Below are 19,565 nucleotides of genomic sequence, written 5' to 3'. Positions count from 1 at the left end.
TTAGGCAAGAGAGGTAACGTCAGTCAATATACCCGATAATAAGATTAAATCGTTATGTCAGTTTTAACCCCCGCGCAACATCCATTTTTCTGGCCACTAACACAGCCGCTTCCAGTTCACTGCACTGATGCTCGCGCATTAACGCCCGCCGTTCTGCTTTTTCTTCTTTTTCCGTCATCCCCAGTGCCAGATAAAGGCTCGGGGGCACGACCCGGAACAACGCTTCGATTTTTTTCGCCAGCACCACACCTTCGGTATAGCAGCGGGGGAGTTTACTGGCGGAGAGCAAGACAGCTTTCTGTTCTTCGTTAAGTTTTTTGAAGCGTGCGATTTGTTCGACTTCATCCGGGGGCATGGTCAGGCACAGCCACCATTCGGCCATATTCAGCATTTTCTCAGCCGTATCCGGGTAATCGGCGAGGTTTTGCGTCGCCAGCCACAGCCAGGCGCCCAGTTTACGCCACATTTTCACCACCTTGGTCATATAGGGCGACAGCAGCGGGTTGGTGGTGGTGATATGCCCTTCATCAATCACCAGTTGCAGTTCCCTGTCCTGATACTGATCGCGTTCGGCCAGGTTATTGACGGTATTAATCAGTGAGACCATCGCCAGCGCCATTTGCGCCGAGTAGTTTTCCCGTGCCAGTGTGCCCAAATCAATCAGGGTGACATCCACTTCCGGCCACGGGGTGCCGGGACGGTTAAACAGCTCCCCTTCAAAACCCTGGGTAAACATCGACATGGCGCCGGCCATTTCATCTGCCCGCGCCCGTCGGTGTGCCGTAATTAAAGGTTGCCCATGCTCATCCTGCCGGTGATTGCGGGCGATAGCATACAGCGCATTTTGTAAGTCAGAAGCCAGCATCTGGCGTCCCTCAGCATGGCTGGTGTGTGCCGCCACCATGATGGCCTCACGAATTAACCCCCGGTCGGAACGGGTTAAACGCTCTTCCTCTTTTTTCTCACCGCCGGTGATCATCAGCCGGGCCGCGATTTCCATCTCACCCAGAATATCACGCTGTTCATCCCCGTCATCCTGCGATTCATCGGCATCCGGAATATCGGCTTCATGAATACACAGTTGTCCGGGACTCAGTTGCAGCAGCTGGTGCGCATCAGCAAACAGCGCCAGACTCACCCCACAACCGGGCTTGATACCGATTTTATTCACCGTCAGCCCGAGACTGGCGTAGTAATCGGCCAGTAAACCAAAACTGTTGCCGGCTTCGACAATAAACAGGCGCGGTCGGTGGATGGCCATCAGTTGCACCAGGGAGGCGCACAACGTAGCGGATTTACCTGCCCCGGTCGGGCCAAATAATAATAAATGCGCATTCTGGGTGCGATCCTGTTTATTCATCGGATCGAAGGTCAGCGGTGCCCCACCGCGATTAAAGAAGCTGAACCCCGGGTGCCCGGTGCCGGTTGAACGGCCGGTCACCGGCATCAGTCCGGCCAGATGCTGCACCCAGCTCAGGCGGCTGTACCAGTGTTTCTTATCTTTCTGCGGATTAAACCCCATCGGCAAAGCGCGCAGATAGGCATTCAGCGGGGACACACTGAATTCCGGTCGCACCGGTTGTAATCCGGCGGTCAGTAACGTTGATGATAGCTGATGCACCCGCTGGTTCAGGTCAGTGATATCGTTGCCCCGCACCAGAAAGATCAGCGCACTGCGGTACAGTTTATGGCGTCGTCCCAGTAAGGCTTTGACTTCCTGCACATCCTGCCGGACACGCGCCGATCCGGTATTTTCCCCCACCGCATTTTTTGCCAGCCGGGTAAAATCCGCTTCCAGCGTATCCTGAGCCTGCGCCACGATGGTCAAAGAAACCACGGTGCCTTCCGGCATCATATCCATCAACGCATTGATATTATCCCCCCGTTTCACTTCCCCCGTCAGCGTGCCCGGTTCTGGCGGACGGCGCAGACGTTCAACCGGCACCGCTTGATGTGGCAGGCCATCAAACCACCAGATGCCATTGTCAGGATCAGACACCGGCGGGGTAAACCACAGGCTTTCGGCAAAATCATGATGAAGCGGGAGATCGGGCTGCGGGGGCGTTTCATCACTGACCGTGCGGTAGAAATCGGCTTTTGCCATGCCCCAATCCGGAGATGGATTAAAATGACGTAACAACCAACTGTGGATCTGCGCGCCATGCTGCCGGACAGCCACAATTCCCGCCGCCGCCAGTGACGACACCAGCCGCTCGCAGACCTGGCTGAGTGCGGCCACTGAAGATAACGTTGAGTGGTTTGCCTGTGATTGGTGAGCAGGCAGCCAGCGATAGACGACCATGCGCGTCTGGCGCTGCTGCCCCCGCCACGGTTGCCCGGTGATCAGGCTATCCTGAAAGATGCCCTCAGGCCGGGCAATGCTGTTCAGGTGGCGCTCAGATTCAGCCAGAAAGGCCGCCGTAAACGCGGTCCCTTGCGCCCAGGGTTTGACGTAATCCCGTAATGTATTGAGATAGGCCGCAGGATCATCTTCGTCCTGACAAAAAAATTGCACCACCCACGGTGAGATATCGTCTTCCTCCAGACTGTCCTGGATCGCATCTTCCAGCTGATCCCGGATTTCAACCAGTCGTTCAAGCGGACGCCCTTCGGTCGCCACCGGTTCGATGCGGTAGACTGCCCCGACGGAGACACCATCATCCAGCAACAGGCATTGACCGTCTTCCAGATATTCCACCCAGGGCAGATAATCGATAATGGAAGGGTTGGCCCGGTAAATCGCGGCTTCATCGGCTTCTCGCAGCTGGCCGGGGCGGTGCAGCGGTTTGGGGATTTCCATCACAGCGCCTCCGTACGTTCACCCGGCAGGGCGTACTGCACCTGCTGATAAAACGGGAACACGGTGCTGTAGCCCGGTATCGGCGTATTGCCGGCGGCCAGATGCGGAAACACATACATCACCATATCGGGGTTGGGGAGACGGGGAAACTGCTGACTGATTTCCTGCTCAGCCGAACGGCGGTAATGATAGGGCGCTTCCAGCGCTCGTCTCCGTTCAGTCCCGGTCAACGTTCTGCGCAATGCGGTGCTTGCCTGCACGGGCGTGTGACCGGCTTTATTGCCCTGCCACATCGCCAGCACCGTCTGCTTTCCGGCAGGCAGCAACGTGTCTTTCGAGGTGGAACAACCGGCCATCAGCCCTGACAGACACAACACGACAACCGCGTTTATTTTTCGCATCGCTGAACCTCCGTAGTGCCCATGGCGGTAAAGGTGGCAAACTCAGGATGGACAGCCAGTTCCGATACCGTAAACGCCAGGTGCTCCCACTGTTCCGGTTCAGCCCCGCTGTTGCCTGCCACCACGGATTGCCACTGTGTGTCTGACAGACGAAAAACAGTAAAATCACCGTCACCCAGCGGTTGACACGCATTGCCGATGGCAAGACAGAGCCGGAATGTTTTTTTATCGGCAGGCCGCCAGCAGAGCTGAACCGGTACAGGTTCCGCGTGTGGGGGGCGGTTAATTTGCAGGCAATAGGGTTGGCTTGCACTGAACAGCCATTGAAAGACAGGCTTTTCCATTAATCTAAGGCTTCCTGATTAGTATCATATTGAGCAGGTTCACTCACGCCGTAGTGCACCTTACGGCCTTTCGTTTCGTAATCTATCGTCAGACTCTGGGTGATATGCACCACAACGCCGGCACCGGGCGGCACGTAAACCGCATCAAACGTCTGGCTGTAACGTTGTTTGAGCCATTCGCCCATCTCCTTCATCCCCCCGGATATCGCTTTGCCTAGTGCCGCCTGTCCGGCATTGCCTGTTAAGGCGGATGTGATACCGCCGGTACCGTTGGTTTGGGCGGTACGCTGGCTTTCGTTCAAGGCATCCCCGGCTGAATTCATGGCCGAGAGGGCAAACAACGTTGGCAGATAGGTGCTGGCATTGGATTTACGCACACCGCTGATACAGGGAATGCCGTTTTCATCCGACAACCAGCCGATACCCTGCGGGTTTTGCCCTTTGCCCGGCAGGGTACGCACGGTGCCATCCTGAAACACAAACGTGATGGCATTGACCTGCCCGCGTACGCAGGAGAGGGTCCAGTCACCACTGGCCGAGCCGGACACCACCGCCCCTTCCACTGCCGGCAGTTCGATACCGTTGGCGGTCAGGTTATCTTTGCCAATCAGGATCTTGAACGGGTAAGGGTCTGTCACTGTGCCATTGACCGGCACCCGACCGAGCAACGCAGTCATCGCCTGACTGCCTGCCAGCGTGGCATTTTCCGGCAGGGTATAGACCGGTTTTTGGTTTTCTTCCTTCAGCAAAGGGATCGGGGGGGTATTTTGCCCCGTTGCCGGTTGTTCACTTAAAAAAGAAGTCGGGAATTTAGCGGCAGGTTTGCCGTCAGCCCCGTTTGGGGGATCAACCGGTTTTTCATCGGCCGGTGTCACCCAGATAAGTTCATCCTGCCCCTTGACCGGATTAGCCGCATACTCCCACCCAGGTGGCATCTGGCTGTTCTGAGCAGGCAACGGTGCTGAATTTAACCGCTCGGTGAGTAAATCAACCTGTGCCAGTAATCCCAGCTGCTCATCCTGCAACGTGCGCTGACGCTGTTCATCGTCCCGACGAATAGCCGCAACCGCCGTATCTATCTGGCTGGCAACATCCTGATTCTGACTTTTTAACTGGTTATTTTCTTTTAAAATATCGGCATTCTGCTGGCTTAAACGTTTCTGCTCTGCCCGCACTTTATTGAGGGCGCCTATCAGGGTACGCAGGGTATCTTCCGGCGTATCGCCCCCGACCCCCAGCGCCTGCAACTCTTCCGGTGACAGCGTGGCCAGCACATGATCCGCTGTCGTGCCGGGCGCGGCACTTTCCGTTGAACGGCAACTTTTGATGCCAATAACCCCGCCGATAAGCAATACCACCGGCACCAGTATTTTCACCAATGCATTAGACTTAACTTCCATGGCGGCCTCCCGGTTTCACCGATACCGGCTCAGGAATAAAGGTATTATCCGGCTGCCCTTTTGTGACCAGGTACAATACCGTCGTATCCTCCGGCGTTCCCGTTTCAGCCAGCCAGCGATGCTGGAACGTGGCCGCGACAAACTGCCCCTGTAATTCTCGCGGGTCGAGGGTGATTTTTCGTTGGGTGGGATTGCGCAGTTTCAGTGCTGCCACTGTGTGATGGTGCAGTCTCCAGCCGGCCAGCGGGGTAATTTCAATCGGCTCTGACGGGTAAAGCGTCGTGATAAACTCAGGTAAATGCAGATTCACCGGCTGGATGCCGGTCACCGGCTCGACGGTACGTAATGGGGCATACAATTGCTGCGCGGCATAGCGGATTAAGGCCACCGGAACGGGCGCAGATAATTGGGGTTTACTCTGGTGTTGTGATTTTTCGGTTGAAGCAGGTTGTTTTTCATTCGGGTAAATAATGCGTACCGGTTCAGTGGCATCGGTTTTTCCTGCGGTCACATCCAGTAAAATGATTTCGCCGTTTTCACTGTCCTGCAATTGGAACCAGTTCCACTTCCAGTGAAGTCTAGCTAAGTAAAATAATTTTTATAAACTACAACAAAATCAGTGTGATCTCTTACTTTTACGTCTCGTTTAGTCTGTTGCAATCAATATGCAGCGAGGGGCATAATCTGGGGCACTTACCATTTGATGATTACTATTATTCGATTACAGAGATGCTCTAATAATGAAACTCACCGCCCGACAGGTTGAAACCGCAAAACCCAAAGAAAAAACTTACAAGCTAGCCGATGGCGGTGGTCTCTATCTGGAGATCACGTCACGCGGATCTAAATATTGGCGCATGAAGTACCATCGCCCCACCGATAAAAAAGAAGACCGGATGGCGTTTGGTGTCTACCCGGCAGTGTCATTAGCCGAAGCTCGTGCTAAACGCGATGAAGCTAAAAAGCTGATGGCGCAGGGCATTGACCCTAAAGTAGAGAAAAAAAGTACGTCTTCTCCGGCTAAAGTGAACACCTTTGAACAAGTCGCCCGTGTTTGGCATGCCAGTAATAAGCGCTGGGATGAAAATTACCGTCAGATAATACTACATAACCTTGAAAAATATATTTTCCCCAGCATTGGCTCTCGTGACATTACCACATTACGCACCAGCCAACTGTTAGCTCCGGTCAAAGCCATTGATGAACAGGGCAAGCATGATACCGCTCAACGTTTATGCCAACGTATCACTGCAATTATGCGATACGCCGTCCAGAATGATATTCTGGAATTCAATCCCGCTAACGACATGGCCGGCGCACTGACTACCGCAAAATGCCACCACCGCCCGGCGCTGCCCCACGAAGATTTACATGATTTCCTGAGACGCTTATCCGCCTACCGTGGACGCTTAATATTCAAAATAGCCGTCGAGCTGACACTATTATCATTTGTTCGCATCAGCGAATTAAGATTCGCCCGCTGGCAGGAAATCGATCTTGAAAATGCCGTGTGGAAAATTCCTGCCACAAGAAAAGCCATTGAAGGCGTTAAATTCTCTGAACGGGGCATGAAAATGAAAACTGAGCACATCGTGCCGTTAAGCCATCAGGCGGTTCGGCTTATCAAAACCCTGCACAAACTGAGCGGTAACGGTGATGTGATGTTCCCCAGCGCTCACCATTCCACGAAAGTTATAGATGCAGCAACAGTTAACAGAATTTTACGCAACATAGGCTACGATACTAAAACCGAGATATGTGGACACGGATTCCGCACAATGGCACGCGGGGCAATGGGGGAATCAGGTCTTTGGAGCGATGACGCCATCGAGCGCCAGCTCAGCCATATCGAACGAAACAGCGTTAGAGCAGCGTATATCCACACGTCTAAACATCTGGATGAACGGCGGCTGATGATGCAGTGGTGGGCGGATTATCTGGACGCAAACCGGGAAAAATTCATCACGCCCTATGACTTCGCCAAACCGCTGCGCGACCGAAAAAACCGATAATACAACCTAACAATTAATTCTCATCGGGAGAAAAAGAGTTAACGCTATTCATTATGTCTTGTTTTTTTCAATAATCCGCCTGTCATCCAACAACGTCCACGATGAGCGCTCAAGGACTCGGTAACAGGAGAATAAAACATGACAATGGCAGCATTGAAAACCAGCCTGATCCGTCTGCCGGAAGTACAACGCAGAACGGGTTACAGCAAAGCGTGGATCTACAAACTGATTAGTGACGGCGCATTTCCACAGCAAGTTAAAATTGGCCCGCGCTCCATCGCTTTTATTGAAGCAGAAATTGATAACTGGATTGCTCAGCGGATCGCCGAATCACGGGCAGCATAACTAATAAGAGAACATGACATAAAAAGAAACGAACTATAAAACACAACGCCCCAGTGTGGTTGGACACATCTGAGGCGTTTAACCAAAACCGTTTAAGTGAGGTAAAAACGATGGCTGATACACAGTCTAACCAAACTCGTCCTAAATTTACACACCAAAAAGCATCAGGCAATCAAAAATTGTCTGATATCTCTCCTGCTCTCACTATGTTGGCGAATAGTGAACATGAAACGTCTTTGCTAGCTGGCTGCTCTTCCCTGATAGCTGTTTCTTTTCAGGAGGTGAGCTATGAGTAAGAAACCGATCTCACTAAAACAGGCCCTACATCGTGCGAGTTTGGGCGTTTCACTCTTCACGTTCATTAGCCAAAAAGCCAAAGATGAGCGCTGCGAAATCAACTTAAATAACCTGATTGCTCTGGTGCACAGCATTCATCATGAGGTTCACCGCGCCTTGTTGAAACATGCACCGCAGCCGCCGATGAATAAATTATTAAATGGCCTTGTTCACAGAAAATCCGATTCATTGGATCAGGCATCGTTTCGGGCTGGTTTGTGCATGTCTTTATATGAAACCGTGCTTGAACAGGCCAACCAACACTGTTCGGAAGAGTTACGTGATTTGCTGTCGCTGGCCTGTGATATCAATCAGGAAATCTACTATTCGCTTTATGCGGCAGTTAATGGTGAGGACGAGTGAACATGAGTCAGGGAAATACTAATCAGAAAAGCAGCCCGATTGATGTCATCCGAGCGGTGAAGCAATCCGCCGCCAATCATTGGCAAAACCTGTTGCCCGCTTGTGGTGTTGATGTTCCGGCAAGGGGTAAGCATGGCGCTTGTCCTATTTGTGGCGGCACTGACCGTTTCCACTTTATCGATGATCACTATCACGGTAACTGGCATTGTCGCCAGTGTGACGTACCGAACTATGGCGATGGATTGGATTTAGTGGCAAAAACTAAGGGGATCACGATTCTTGAAGCAGCAAAAATTGTTGCAGATGCGCTGGCATTGCCTTTACCAGAATCCAGGCCAGCCAGAGAAACCATTCAAACTACGCAGCCAATTGCTGAAAGAGTGGCGGCACTAATGGCGCAGACTGTCGCCGGGCAATCGTCCTATCTGACTGCAAAGGGGCTGCATTGCCCTGATCAGCGATTATTACCCGATAATTCAACTGTACTGGTACTGACAACACTGGATAAAAGAGTAACCGGTGCGCAGATTATCGAACCCAATGGAGAGAAAAAATTACTGTCCGGCAGCCAGAAAAAAGGTGCGTTTATCGTTATCTCAGAGCTAGAAGATCATCCTGACACAATAATCATTACCGAAGGTTACGCCACTGCCCTGACGGTTAATCAACTCTATAAAGGCACTGTTTTAGCAGCACTGGATGCAGGTAATTTGCTTTCCGTTGCCAAACCCGTTCGGGAACGCTGGTCTGACACGAAAATCATTATTGCCGCAGATAACGACTGGCACAGTACCGACGAACTGGATAAGAACGGCAAACCCAAAGTGAATATCGGCAAGGTTGCAGCAGAAAAAGCCGCTCTTGCAGTAAATGGTTGGGTTACATTGCCACCTACAGAGCACAAAGCAGATTGGGATGATTACCGTCAGCAATATGGTATTGAGGCTGCGCATCAGGCATTCAGTAACGGGCTGTATCAGGTAGAAAAGAAAGCACCAGTGGCAAAATCAGCGGCCATTCATTCAGATGAACACCGTGAGAAAGAACACGATCCGTTAAAACCTCATATTGATATTCGCCAGAATGGGATTTATTGGGTTGAGCCTAAAGAGCAAGGCGGCGAAATTGTCGAGGTTGAAAAATGGCTGAGTGATTACATGGAGGTTGTTGGCATTGGTAATGATGGCAGCGAAGGTTATCTCATCATTAAACTGCGTCAGGAAGGGACAGAGAAATGTATCGTTGAAGCTCTGCCACGCCGTGAAATCGGGATGCCGGTTGGTTGGGCGAGATTGCGCTCGCGGGGAATGAATATCACCGTAAAAAACAGCCTGCTGCCTGTATTGGCTGAACATTTGCAACGCAGCGGTGATCGCCGTGAATGGGTTGTGACACAAAAGGCTGGCTGGCATTGCGGAGCCTATGTGATGCCGGACGGTGAAATCATCGGTCAGCCTTATATGCCTGTCGCGTTCAGCGGTGGTACATCAGCCATTGCCGGTTATGTGGTCAGGGGAAGCGCCGGACAGTGGAAAATACATGTTGCCTCATTGCTGCAAGGTAACCGTTCGATGATGCTGGGCGTACTAGTGGGGCTGGCTGCCCCGCTTAACTCGCTGACAGGCGGAAGCTGCTTTGGTGTGCATTTATTCGCCCAATCCTCAGCAGGCAAAACCACTACCGTTGAGGCTGCCAGCAGCTTATACGGCGATCCCGAAGAACTGAAATTATCGTGGCACGGCACTAATCACGGTTTAAACAATGAAGCCGCCGCCCGCAATGATGGTTTCATGCCTATTGACGAAATCGGCCAAAGTTCGAACCCAAAAGAGGTCGCTAACAGTGCCTACAGCCTGTTTAACGGTGTCGGCAAAATTCAGGGTAAACGGGAAGGTGGGAACCGTGCGGTGATCCGCTGGAAAATTGCCGCGCTTTCAACCGGCGAGGAAGATTTAGAAACCTTCCTGATCAAAGGCGGGATCACGCCCAAGGCCGGGCAGCTTGTCAGGCTGCTTAGTGTACCCTTTATTGATACTGAGTTTTTCAATGGCTATGAAAACGGTGATTCCCATGCAAGAGGCATCAAACGTGAATCCAAACGTTATTGTGGTGCAGCCGGTCGTGAATGGATTTTATGGTTGTCTGAGCATCAGGAACAGGCCATCGAACTTACTTCCCGTAAAGAAAAAGAGTGGCTTGATGGCCTGCCAGAAGAAGCCTCAGCCCAAGTTAAGCGTGTGGCCGTTCGTTTCGCGTTACTGGATGCCGCCGGAGAGTTGGCAACTCATATCACCGGCTGGAGTAAAGAAGCGAGTCACGCTGTGATAAAGCAAAGTTTCGATGACTGGTTAGCGGATTTTGGTATCGGAAACCGGGAAAAATATCAGGTTGTCACTCGTACCCGTGATTTTATCCAGAAATACGGACTTTCACGCTTCCAGCCTTACACCTACGGCAGGCCAAACGGTGATATTGATACGTCACATGCCATGAGAATTAATGATCTTGCCGGGTATCTGGTGAACAACCGTCGTGATGATGGACAGGCAGAATACCATATTATCCCCAGTGTATTTGAAGCAGAGATATTGCAGGGATTGCAGAAGAAATCGGGTTTTGAAGCCTTAGAAGAGGCTGGAATGCTGGTTAAAGCTGAAAAAGACCGCTTTATCAGTAAAACCATTTCAGTGAATGGGACTCAGGGGAGGTTTGTAGTACTGGTTTTCAAGGATGAAGATTAACACCCACGTAGGGTTAAAAAACGGTGGGATAACGGGATATCGGGATAAGAGAGATTTATTTTAATAAATATCAGTTAGTTATAGTTATTTAAATTATCCCGTGTTATCCCGCTCTATCCCGTAACATAGCGTGATTACAAATAAAGTCATATTGTGACAGTAGAGGTTATCCCGAAAAAATTCTTTTCTGGCTGGTTGTAATTGGTTGAATTTAAATGAATTTAAATTAATAACGTCCTGTCGCGGGATAAGATGGGATAACGTGGGATAGTTCAACCATATGAAATATATAATAAATATGTCATTTATCCCGTTATCCCGTGAAAATCAGTGTAGTTATATATAGCTAATCAATGGTAATGGTTATGTTTTTCGGCTCTCCGTATTACCGGGTTAATGTATTAGCCCGGTAATACGGAGAAGACAAGCGCAGCGCGTCAGTATCACTCTGAACAGGTCAAAATGATAGTTATTTGATTAAGCAAGAAATCCTTTCTGGCTGGCAATCAGTTTTGCCCCGCAAGCTGTGCTCATACCTTCCAAGGCAATCTGTTTGTCCCGATACTTTAAAGTCTCACTCCCTTCTACTATCGGGAATGTGTCTTCACATTTTGGGCAAACAACTAAATCACCTTTGCCAGCAATAGGAACCCCCTGATAGACATAACCATCAATAGCTGTGATCACTTTACCACCGTGATCAGTTGTATCGTTTAACCGGATAACGGCTCTATTTGGCATATTTACTCCCTCCATAATCGAATAAAATATTTCTATGTTATTGAAGAAATGATTTCAAATAATCTTTGACCTGATTTTCCATTTCCATAATGAGTGAATCAGTATCAGAATAATATTGTTTGAACAATTTTTTATTTAAATGAGGCAAGAAAATATCCTGATCGAGTTTATACCCTAATAAAAACATTGTTAGTGTTAAAAATGCTGAGTGATTGGCACTTTTTATGTCATATTGACTCGATTTTTCAACACTAAATTGGATAAGTTTCTTGATATTATTCTTTTTTATATATTGATATTTTTTCGGGAATAGAGAATTTAATAGTACGTCTACGTTACTTTCATAAGTATTCCATTGAACATTCAAGTGTTTAATATTGATATTTTGAAATTTGAGTATACTGGCTTTCAGGTTTTTGTCTTGTTTGCCATGTACTTCATTCAAATATCGAGTGACCTCATGATAAAGTAGGCTTGTTTTTTCTAATTGTCCAAGGTGGGAGTGATTATCAAAGATTGCCTTTATCCATGCATATTGTGGATCAGTCTGAAATTCTGTACCAAACAAAATAAACATATCAATATAAAACTGAACGGCACCGCGTTGATCAAAACCCTCATTTTTCGCTTTTTCTACTGCATTTTCCAGCGCTGATCTTAAGCCATCTTTACCTAATTTTATATAAAGATAGGGATAGGATTCATTACAATGCACTATCAATTCATCAATATAAGAATTGAATGAATGTTTTCTTAGCATGTTCCATTGGTCTTCATTAAGTTCTATTGTCATATTTATGATATCTCCGATCATAATAGCTAATACTATAGCTGCTGGTGAAATATATTTTTCATCGTATTGAAAACCCAGCAACTATAGTTTTTAAAACTTATTATTTATATGAATCAATTTTTCCGGCAAGGTAATCTCTGTATGTCAAAAAATCCCTATTAGCTTTATGCCAACCTCCTTCTTTGTAAATCCCACCAAGTGAACTATACAAATAACTTCCATTACATATTTCCCTTATCATTTTAACTTCATATTTATTACCATTATATAAAAATGAAATAAGAAACATATCATGTTCTGGTTTCAATGTTTTCTGATCAAACTGGCTATATATATATTCATAGCTCATTTTATTCTCCATTAAATCAGAGAATTTCAAAGTATCCATATTTTTTAACGTCTGTAATTCAGGGAAGCTATTTCCTAATTTATCAATTGCAAACTGTAATTCTGTCGTTATATATACAGTGTTTAAATCTTCAACAGGAGGAAATTTCTTATTAATTATAAAGAAATCATTGACTTTAATATACTGAGATGTTGTCAACCACATACTAGCATCAATCCATACTTTTTTAGATGGAAAGTCTATAGAGTTTTCATCATACACTGAAACATTAACTGCCATCTGATATTTTTGCGTATGCATATAATAAGCTCCCGATAAAAATGAAATTAAAACCATTAAAATAAATATTACTATAAATAATTTACGCTTACATAATTTCATGTATTCCACTCAATAGGTTTATAATTTTGCAGACCAACTTTCAATCCTTCTGGAGTTTTTGCTGTTCCAGGTAAGTGCCAAGAACCATTTGGAGCAATAGGGCCGCCACCATTATTTTCATTATCCATTCTTTCTTTCAAGTCTCGATTACGTTTTTGCATTATGTCATAATCTTTAGGTTTCTCTGGCGGTTTTGCATTTTTATTTCCTTTTGCTTTCTCTTTTTTATAAGCTTCAATATCAGCCAGATATTTACTCATCACTTCCCCATAGTTTCCTGCATCTTTTATTTCCTTTCCCGTCCCATAAACTATGGTATAAATAGATCGTTTCTCAAATGCTTTGACCTCAACATCCCAAGTGTTCGCCATTCGTTGTGCGGGGCTTTTATCCTGTCCTGCATATTTTCCTGTAAAATCCCCTCCAGATTCTGAAATACCCGCCCGACAAGCGTAGGTTGTTATTTTAGCATCAAAATCAAATACCGATTCATAGACTTTTTTAATCTCCTCTGGTCCAAAAAGTCCCTCCTCAATATTCTCTCCCTGATAATGAAAAGTGGCATAATCAATAATGCCATGACAAAAAAACACCATCTCCTTAATAAGTCTTTTCTTTTCCTTCCTTTGATTCAGAAAATCGATAAGCCCTTGTTTGTTTTTCACATAGATAATACGACTGCCTAATGATTTAGTATAATCATTTATTCTTTCAATATCCTTCTGCGTATACCCCTGCTGAAATACCACCATAATGCGTTGCACAGAAAGATCACCTTGACTTGCTTTAGGAAAAAGCTGCAATTGATGTAACCCACAATTAATAAAACGGTACTGATTTCCCAGCGACTCTTTGAATCCTCTAGGAAGGGCTTTTATACTCGGATCCCAGGGCGCTGTTCTGGCACCCACCACGGTAATATAATCATAACCACTGATATAAGGTTTCTCAGTGGTTGGTTCATTGGTATTCGTAATCAGGCTAAATTGTCTTTCTTCAAGTTCCTTTAATGAACCAAAATTCCCCCCCCTTCTTTCATAACTTTTAGCCAACTTGCCGACCAGTACGGTCACTTCTTCGGGCTGTCGGGTCATGATACGGTCAGTTTCACCTTCTCCATTTGTCTTACCAAATCCTCTGGCGGGGATAGAAATATAGGCATAAGGCACATTACTCACGTTAACCTGATTATCAATCGGCAATAATTTTAGCTGATGACTGAATTTTTGGTTGCATTTCACACCCGGATCACCAACTTTTCCCGAACAGTTGGGAACGTTAACGGGATGGGTAACTTTACTTTTTTTCTTCACAGTACTTTTTGGTATTTTGTTTTTTAAATCTGATAAGACTGAAGTGATACTGTTTTTGTCCATAGCCATTATTTTCCTTTCACAATGTGATGGTTGTTATCAAGTTGATAACCCCACTCTTCAATATCTTTTGTGAATGCACTCAATTGTTCCGGCGTAAAGATATGCGGAATTTGGTGCAGAACGCGGGGATCGTAAAAACGTAATAATGCCGTTTTGCCTGTCTTTAACCGGATATTTAACTGTGATTCAAGGTGACGGGTCAGTTTGTCCAATGACTGTGTTGAGTACAGCCAGGAAACTGAGGGGGCGGCGCTTTCCAACCGTAATAATTTTTCTTCCCATACCTGAGCCTGAGTCATATCAAATAACCACGGCCCGGCAAAGGCGATTTCCGCATCCGGGAATTGCCGGAATAGTGGATTGTTCGCCCCCTCAAGATAAGTCAATTCGTTACCAAAGCAGCGCTCGTACTGTAAACCATCCACCAACGCATATAATTTCATCTCCGGATAGGTTTTCCGGTATTTTTCCCATTTTTCCTTTAACGTAGCCGTCATCATTCTCCCCTCATGACCATCACCGAACCCGTTGATGCCGCTGCCATTAAGCAGGACAGGCAAATTTTTTCCGGTGGTGTGGTAACCATTTTCTCCGCCTGAGCCACATTAATGGGTGACAGCTTATCCAGCATATCCGGTAACTTGCCACCCCAGCCTGAGCCATTGCCCGGCGCACCGCTACCAAAGTTAACCGCAGCGCTGCTGGTGATCCCGCCTGCATCAATTTTCAGAAAATGCCCTGCGGCCTGAATGGTCAGTTCAGAACCCGCATCAATCACCACTTTAGCACCAGAACTCAGATGAATTTCATTGCCACTTTGTGTCAGCAGGGCATCGTCCGCCTTGATATGGAACTTTTGCCCGGTCGACAGAGAAATGTCATTGTTTGCCTGGACACGGTATTCATTATCCACACGTAAATGCGCATCATTTTTAATATGATGTATGCGGTTATGACCAATATTGCTGGTTTCGTCATTGAGTACCTGGCTTTTCATGTCCTTTTGCGCATGAATAAACACTTCCTCACTGCCTTTGGCATCTTCAAAGCGCAGTTCGTTAAAGCCTTCCCCCTTGTGGGTTTTGGTCTTAAACGTGGTGCGGGTCTTGGCGGCCGGTAAATCCAATGGTGGCCGGTTGACGGCATTATAGACGCACCCCGTGACAATGGGCCGGTCAATATCGCCATTGAGGTAAGAGACAATGACTTCCTGCCCGATGCGCGGAATAGCCATAAAGCCAAAACCGTTGCCGTTCCAGCCCTGAGCCACCCGAACCCAGCAAGACGCGCTGTCATCGGCCTTGTCGTAGCGGTTCCAGTGGAAATGGACTTTAATCGCGCCGTCTTTGTTGACGAAAATTTCTTCCCCTTCCGGCCCGACCACCGTTGCACTTTCATCGCCGTCAGCCAGCGGTTTGTAGTGGAAAGGCGGGCGCCAGTCCGCCAGGCCATCCATAAAGCCGAATTGGTTGCTCAGCGTGGTGCCTCCGCCGCTGTTGTCTCCCAGTGCCTGCGGGCAGCGTCCCTGGTGACTAATTGTGATAATCTGCCAGCGCGCATTCAATGGCGCGTGCGGGTGATTGTCGATTTCGAAGATTTTGCCCGGCATCAGTTTGATGCAGTTGCTGTTGCCGCTGCCGTTTTGACGCTGGGTATCAAACGCCTCATGGCGATATTTAACAAACGGAATTGCCGCCGCATCGCGTTGAAAACGGCCATAGCTTTCATAAATGGTATACGGACTGGTCGCACCAAATTCCCGCAGCGCCGGGCTGCTTTCCATGTGGGAGAGGGCGTAAAACGGGTGGGCCGGTGTGTAATCTTTGTGGATACTGCGCAGCGGTGCCATGCCGACCCCCAGCCGCACCTGATAAAGGGTGTCGATACCATGGGCCGTTTCCGGCTGTGGGTTGTATTGTAGCGGCAGGTTAGCGGTCATTCCCAGATGGCTGTCACTGAAAAATAACTTTTCATCCTCAAACCAGAAACTGATACCTTCTTCCGCGGCCAGCCGGCAGAAAAACGCATAATCGGATTCCCGTTTCTGGGTGGTGTATTCCCTGCTCTGGTGCGCGTCTTCCAGTTGGGAATCTGCGCGAACTTTATGTTTTTTCAGCAACAGCTTCATGATATCCGGCACACTCTGGCGGTGGTAAATATGGCTGTCCTGATTGAGGGTCAGCCGCCAGAGGAACGGACGTACGGTGAAGGTGTACAAGGTCTTATTGCCATCGGTGCCGCACCAGTCAGCATGGGAAATAATCCCGGTGATTTTGCGTTGTTCCGTTTCACCGTGGAAGACCTGTAATACCGCTTCCTGCATCAGCAGCGCAGTTAAATCGATTTCCGGCTTAGGCTTAAAGGGATTGGCAGGTAGAGACTGAACCAACGTCAGGTTCAGAGTGAATAGGTCAGAAAGCCCTTCCCGCAGGGTAAACTCCGCTACAGTAAAGGTATTTACGGGTAAATTACCTATCCGGCAAACAAAGCGTAATCCACTTTTTGGCATGGTTATCTCCTTATTTTTCTGTTTTTACCGCATTACATCTCACTGCGCAGACCGAGCTGCTGTTTGAATCCCCATAACACCGTCTGCTCACCCTGCCGATAAATTTCTAGCATGGTGAAATTATTCCGCACGACGAAACACGCCAGCAGATGGTCAACCATCCGGCAGAACTGATACATCACTCCGTCATTGTCATAACATGTCGGCTCAAGGTAGATACGCAGTTTGTTGCCATTGATAGGAATCCCTTGTCTGCTGAAGTCAAGGCAATGGTCTGGCAGGGCGTCAATATGGACAATGCCGTTAATATGCTGCTGCATCCGGCGGCTGAGGGTACGATCATGGCCGACATAACAATCATACAAGCGCAGAAAATCTTTCAGTGATTCGGCATGGAAAAGCAAAAACGGCGGGCAGTTTAAGAGGTTGATCAGCGACCAGTCTGATTTTCCCATCACCATCGGCGGGAAATCGGGAGAAACCGGTGTGATATTGTGGGCATGTAAATGGGCCGGCACCGATTCTTGTGTCAGCGTAATGTCACCGATACCCAGCTGCATGGCCTGTACACGGTAACCGATGAAGTGCGCACACACTGTCTGGGGGGACAGGGTATTCGCCGCTTTCCCGTCCATTCCCGTGAAATGCACCTTGTGGTGAATGCGTCCCAGTAAATCGTCGGTTATCAACGACTGAAAATAGACGTTACCGGGTTCACTGGCATCCAGCAGCCAGTCGTTTTTGGTGTGAAACTGGTTAATCGGCAGGAAATGACAGGGTTTGCCACGCGGTGCGCTTCCCTGAGCGGCTTTCTCGCCGGGTTGTTTCGCGGTTTGGATGCTGTTAACACGAAAAAGCCGTTCGGTGTCTGCCAGTGGCAGCGGATAACACGGGTTGTCGGCCATGAGTGAGATAGTCGGGCTGACCATCGGCATCAGGTGCATCGCCGGGACACACCCCAACTGGAAGGCATCGCCCAGTTCATCGATTGGCAGCTCGCCTTGCAGGCGGATAACCAGCTCACAGGTGCCATCCGGGTTTAATGCCAAATCCCGTTGTTCATTGATATTTAAGGTCATGAAATTGAACACATGGGGCAGGCAATAATACTCTGTCATCTGTTGCAGACGAGCGAACGGCAGGTTCTCGGTAGGCAACAGGGGTTGCTGTAAATTTTCAGGCCAGCCCAGAAAATCACTCCCCTGAGCTTTTTTTCATCCCCTGCTGTGCGCCAGTAGCAGTACTCAATATGCATATCCAGCCACAAACTTAATTGTGCCGCCCGGTGTGGATCGGTGCCCAGAAAGAAATGCAGCTTTCCGCCTGACCAGACTGCCGATGTATTTCCTGTCCGATGCAATGTCAGCACAATATCACTGTATTCGCGTGTCTTTTGGATCTGTTTATCCTGCACCACAAACGGCTCAATATGCAGGTGGCGGCAGGTGTGAAACGGTAAATTTTGTTCCTCTTGTGCTGTGGTTATCGGTGTGCCCTGAGGAATATTGACCACCCCCTGATGAATACCCCGATGGGGTTTGAATTGAATGATCGTGGTCGGGGGTACGGGACGCAGGGCATGAGGCCAGATGTGCCCCAGCATTTCATGGGTCATTTGCGGAAATTCATCTTCAATGGTGCTCCGCAGATTTGAAGACAGCAGCGCAACACCTTCCAGCAAACGCTGAATATCCGGGTCATTGGGATGATCCAGAAACTGGGCTAAATGCGGATTTTCAGCGGCAGTTAATTTCATCATTTCGCGCAGATAGGCCAGTTCTTGTAGGTACAGCGATTCCTTCCGATTTTTCATGTTTCTCTTCCATACAGCAGCATTCAAACCATTAACTTATCGGTATTTATTTGAAAATCTTTATAAATAATAAAGAAGATCTCGTTTCTTTGTTTATCTTGCGGAATTATACATTAATTTAATTAATAAATTTTGATTTTTGTCTCAAATACAGAGTGTAAGCAACATTTTAATATACAGGCTCAGCAACCCATTGACCTTATCCGGCTCAGCCGTTAACATCTTTCCTGTAACTTAATGATCTCATCGCCTGCAAAGATCGCCTTCGGGTGGCGAAGCAAAACTCCCGTAGCCTGAAAGGGAGAGCAAACATTGCGGTACATCTGCCCACCTTTGGGAGCAGATATCGTCAGACATAAACCCCTTGTCTGGTGATGAAGGTTTCTTAAGCTAAAAATACACTCAAAAGGTGTTTTTATATTGTCTCCGAAGTGTGTTGGACGTTGGTTCATGCACTGACTTTTCGTATCAGTACCAGATCACATTTTTATTTATCTTCAATAAACAACCGGATGTCTTTCACGCATCCCGTTCATGCTTCTGACTATCCCTGTCTGAAATATTCAGCAGACTACTTTCTACACTTAAACGATTAACTCATTGCTACCGTTTGACACTGAACCTGGCGGCGTTTTGCTGTGCCTACGGGCATTTCAACGCTTGCACTACTTTGGCTTGCTGTTTGCTGGGCTTAAGGCGTCACTTTTTGCGGTCTTATCGCTGAAAGTGACGCCGCAGCCAGAGAACCACGCAACTCTGACAGGCTCACGCCTGCTTCACTACTCAGTGAATCTGACACTGCATTTTTAGATTAAAAAAGGAGAACTTGATGATATCGAGGCTGGCCTTATGCCGGTGGGG

18 protein-coding genes and 1 pseudogene are annotated in these 19,565 nt (G+C 47.9%); 6 read left to right on the top strand and 13 right to left on the bottom strand.

Going from position 1 to position 19,565, the window contains the following annotated elements:
• Positions 1–52: 52 nt before the first annotated feature.
• From ACE1SE_RS04775 to ACE1SE_RS04755, 5 genes and pseudogenes are all read right to left on the bottom strand, one after another.
• Complete coding sequence (locus ACE1SE_RS04775) at positions 53–2,800, bottom strand: conjugative transfer ATPase (protein WP_374052866.1); 2,748 nt, start codon at positions 2,798–2,800, stop codon at positions 53–55.
• Positions 2,800–3,201, bottom strand: coding sequence for a TIGR03751 family conjugal transfer lipoprotein (locus tag ACE1SE_RS04770; protein WP_374052865.1), 402 nt, complete (start codon positions 3,199–3,201; stop codon positions 2,800–2,802). The genes ACE1SE_RS04775 and ACE1SE_RS04770 overlap by 1 nt, the downstream gene beginning before the upstream one ends.
• A complete protein-coding gene (locus ACE1SE_RS04765; RefSeq protein WP_374052864.1) occupies positions 3,189–3,545 on the bottom strand; it encodes a hypothetical protein in 357 nt (118 codons plus the stop codon). Before ACE1SE_RS04765 ends, ACE1SE_RS04770 begins: the two co-directional genes overlap by 13 nt.
• Positions 3,545–4,945, bottom strand: coding sequence for a TIGR03752 family integrating conjugative element protein (locus tag ACE1SE_RS04760; RefSeq protein WP_374052863.1), 1,401 nt, complete (start codon positions 4,943–4,945; stop codon positions 3,545–3,547). The genes ACE1SE_RS04765 and ACE1SE_RS04760 overlap by 1 nt, the downstream gene beginning before the upstream one ends.
• A pseudogene (locus tag ACE1SE_RS04755) lies at positions 4,935–5,498 on the bottom strand (TIGR03749 family integrating conjugative element protein); the annotation flags it as partial. The gene ACE1SE_RS04760 and the pseudogene ACE1SE_RS04755, both read right to left, overlap by 11 nt.
• A 187-nt stretch (positions 5,499–5,685) precedes the next feature.
• Here ACE1SE_RS04755 and ACE1SE_RS04750 point away from each other — a divergent pair.
• From ACE1SE_RS04750 to ACE1SE_RS04730, 5 genes are all read left to right on the top strand, one after another.
• Positions 5,686–6,957, top strand: coding sequence for a tyrosine-type recombinase/integrase (locus tag ACE1SE_RS04750; protein WP_374052862.1), 1,272 nt, complete (start codon positions 5,686–5,688; stop codon positions 6,955–6,957).
• Positions 6,958–7,095: 138 nt separating this feature from the next.
• Complete coding sequence (locus ACE1SE_RS04745) at positions 7,096–7,302, top strand: helix-turn-helix transcriptional regulator (protein WP_338803401.1); 207 nt, start codon at positions 7,096–7,098, stop codon at positions 7,300–7,302.
• A gap of 110 nt (positions 7,303–7,412) precedes the next feature.
• Positions 7,413–7,598, top strand: coding sequence for a hypothetical protein (locus ACE1SE_RS04740; protein ID WP_374052861.1), 186 nt, complete (start codon positions 7,413–7,415; stop codon positions 7,596–7,598).
• Positions 7,591–8,001, top strand: a complete 411-nt coding sequence (locus ACE1SE_RS04735) for a hypothetical protein (RefSeq protein ID WP_338803403.1) — start codon at positions 7,591–7,593, stop codon at positions 7,999–8,001. Before ACE1SE_RS04740 ends, ACE1SE_RS04735 begins: the two co-directional genes overlap by 8 nt.
• 2 nt (positions 8,002–8,003) lie before the next feature.
• The gene (locus tag ACE1SE_RS04730) at positions 8,004–10,742 is read left to right on the top strand and encodes a DUF927 domain-containing protein (RefSeq protein WP_374052860.1); all 2,739 of its coding nucleotides are present in this window, start codon (positions 8,004–8,006) and stop codon (positions 10,740–10,742) included.
• A 477-nt stretch (positions 10,743–11,219) separates the two neighbouring features.
• Here ACE1SE_RS04730 and ACE1SE_RS04725 read toward each other — a convergent pair whose 3' ends face one another.
• The 8 genes from ACE1SE_RS04725 to ACE1SE_RS04690 form a co-directional block, all read right to left on the bottom strand.
• Positions 11,220–11,483 carry a PAAR domain-containing protein gene (locus tag ACE1SE_RS04725; RefSeq protein WP_338803405.1) on the bottom strand — a complete coding sequence of 88 codons (264 nt, stop codon included), beginning with the start codon at positions 11,481–11,483 and terminating at the stop codon, positions 11,220–11,222.
• 37 nt (positions 11,484–11,520) lie between these two features.
• The gene (locus ACE1SE_RS04720; protein ID WP_374052859.1) at positions 11,521–12,276 is read right to left on the bottom strand and encodes a hypothetical protein; all 756 of its coding nucleotides are present in this window, start codon (positions 12,274–12,276) and stop codon (positions 11,521–11,523) included.
• A gap of 100 nt (positions 12,277–12,376) precedes the next feature.
• Positions 12,377–12,925 carry a hypothetical protein gene (locus ACE1SE_RS04715; RefSeq protein ID WP_374052858.1) on the bottom strand — a complete coding sequence of 183 codons (549 nt, stop codon included), beginning with the start codon at positions 12,923–12,925 and terminating at the stop codon, positions 12,377–12,379.
• Positions 12,926–13,002: 77 nt separating this feature from the next.
• Entirely contained in the window at positions 13,003–14,388 is a 1,386-nt protein-coding gene (locus ACE1SE_RS04710) for a hypothetical protein (RefSeq protein WP_374052857.1), read from the bottom strand.
• Entirely contained in the window at positions 14,388–14,882 is a 495-nt protein-coding gene (locus ACE1SE_RS04705) for a DUF4123 domain-containing protein (protein WP_374052856.1), read from the bottom strand. Before ACE1SE_RS04705 ends, ACE1SE_RS04710 begins: the two co-directional genes overlap by 1 nt.
• Positions 14,879–16,891, bottom strand: a complete 2,013-nt coding sequence (locus tag ACE1SE_RS04700) for a type VI secretion system Vgr family protein (RefSeq protein WP_374052855.1) — start codon at positions 16,889–16,891, stop codon at positions 14,879–14,881. The genes ACE1SE_RS04705 and ACE1SE_RS04700 overlap by 4 nt, the downstream gene beginning before the upstream one ends.
• A gap of 32 nt (positions 16,892–16,923) precedes the next feature.
• Positions 16,924–18,048 (bottom strand): type VI secretion system baseplate subunit TssF, encoded by a 1,125-nt coding sequence (locus ACE1SE_RS04695; protein WP_374052854.1) that lies wholly within the window; start codon positions 18,046–18,048, stop codon positions 16,924–16,926.
• Entirely contained in the window at positions 18,006–18,704 is a 699-nt protein-coding gene (locus ACE1SE_RS04690) for a type VI secretion system baseplate subunit TssF (RefSeq protein ID WP_374052853.1), read from the bottom strand. The genes ACE1SE_RS04695 and ACE1SE_RS04690 overlap by 43 nt, the downstream gene beginning before the upstream one ends.
• 600 nt (positions 18,705–19,304) lie before the next feature.
• Here ACE1SE_RS04690 and ACE1SE_RS04685 point away from each other — a divergent pair.
• Entirely contained in the window at positions 19,305–19,514 is a 210-nt protein-coding gene (locus ACE1SE_RS04685; protein WP_374052852.1) for a hypothetical protein, read from the top strand.
• Positions 19,515–19,565 lie beyond the last annotated feature (51 nt).

Origin of the sequence: Xenorhabdus taiwanensis (genome assembly GCF_036512875.1) — a bacterium.
In the GTDB taxonomy this organism is placed as follows: Bacteria; Pseudomonadota; Gammaproteobacteria; order Enterobacterales; family Enterobacteriaceae; genus Xenorhabdus; species Xenorhabdus taiwanensis.
This window is presented reverse-complemented; position numbering and strand designations above follow the sequence as displayed.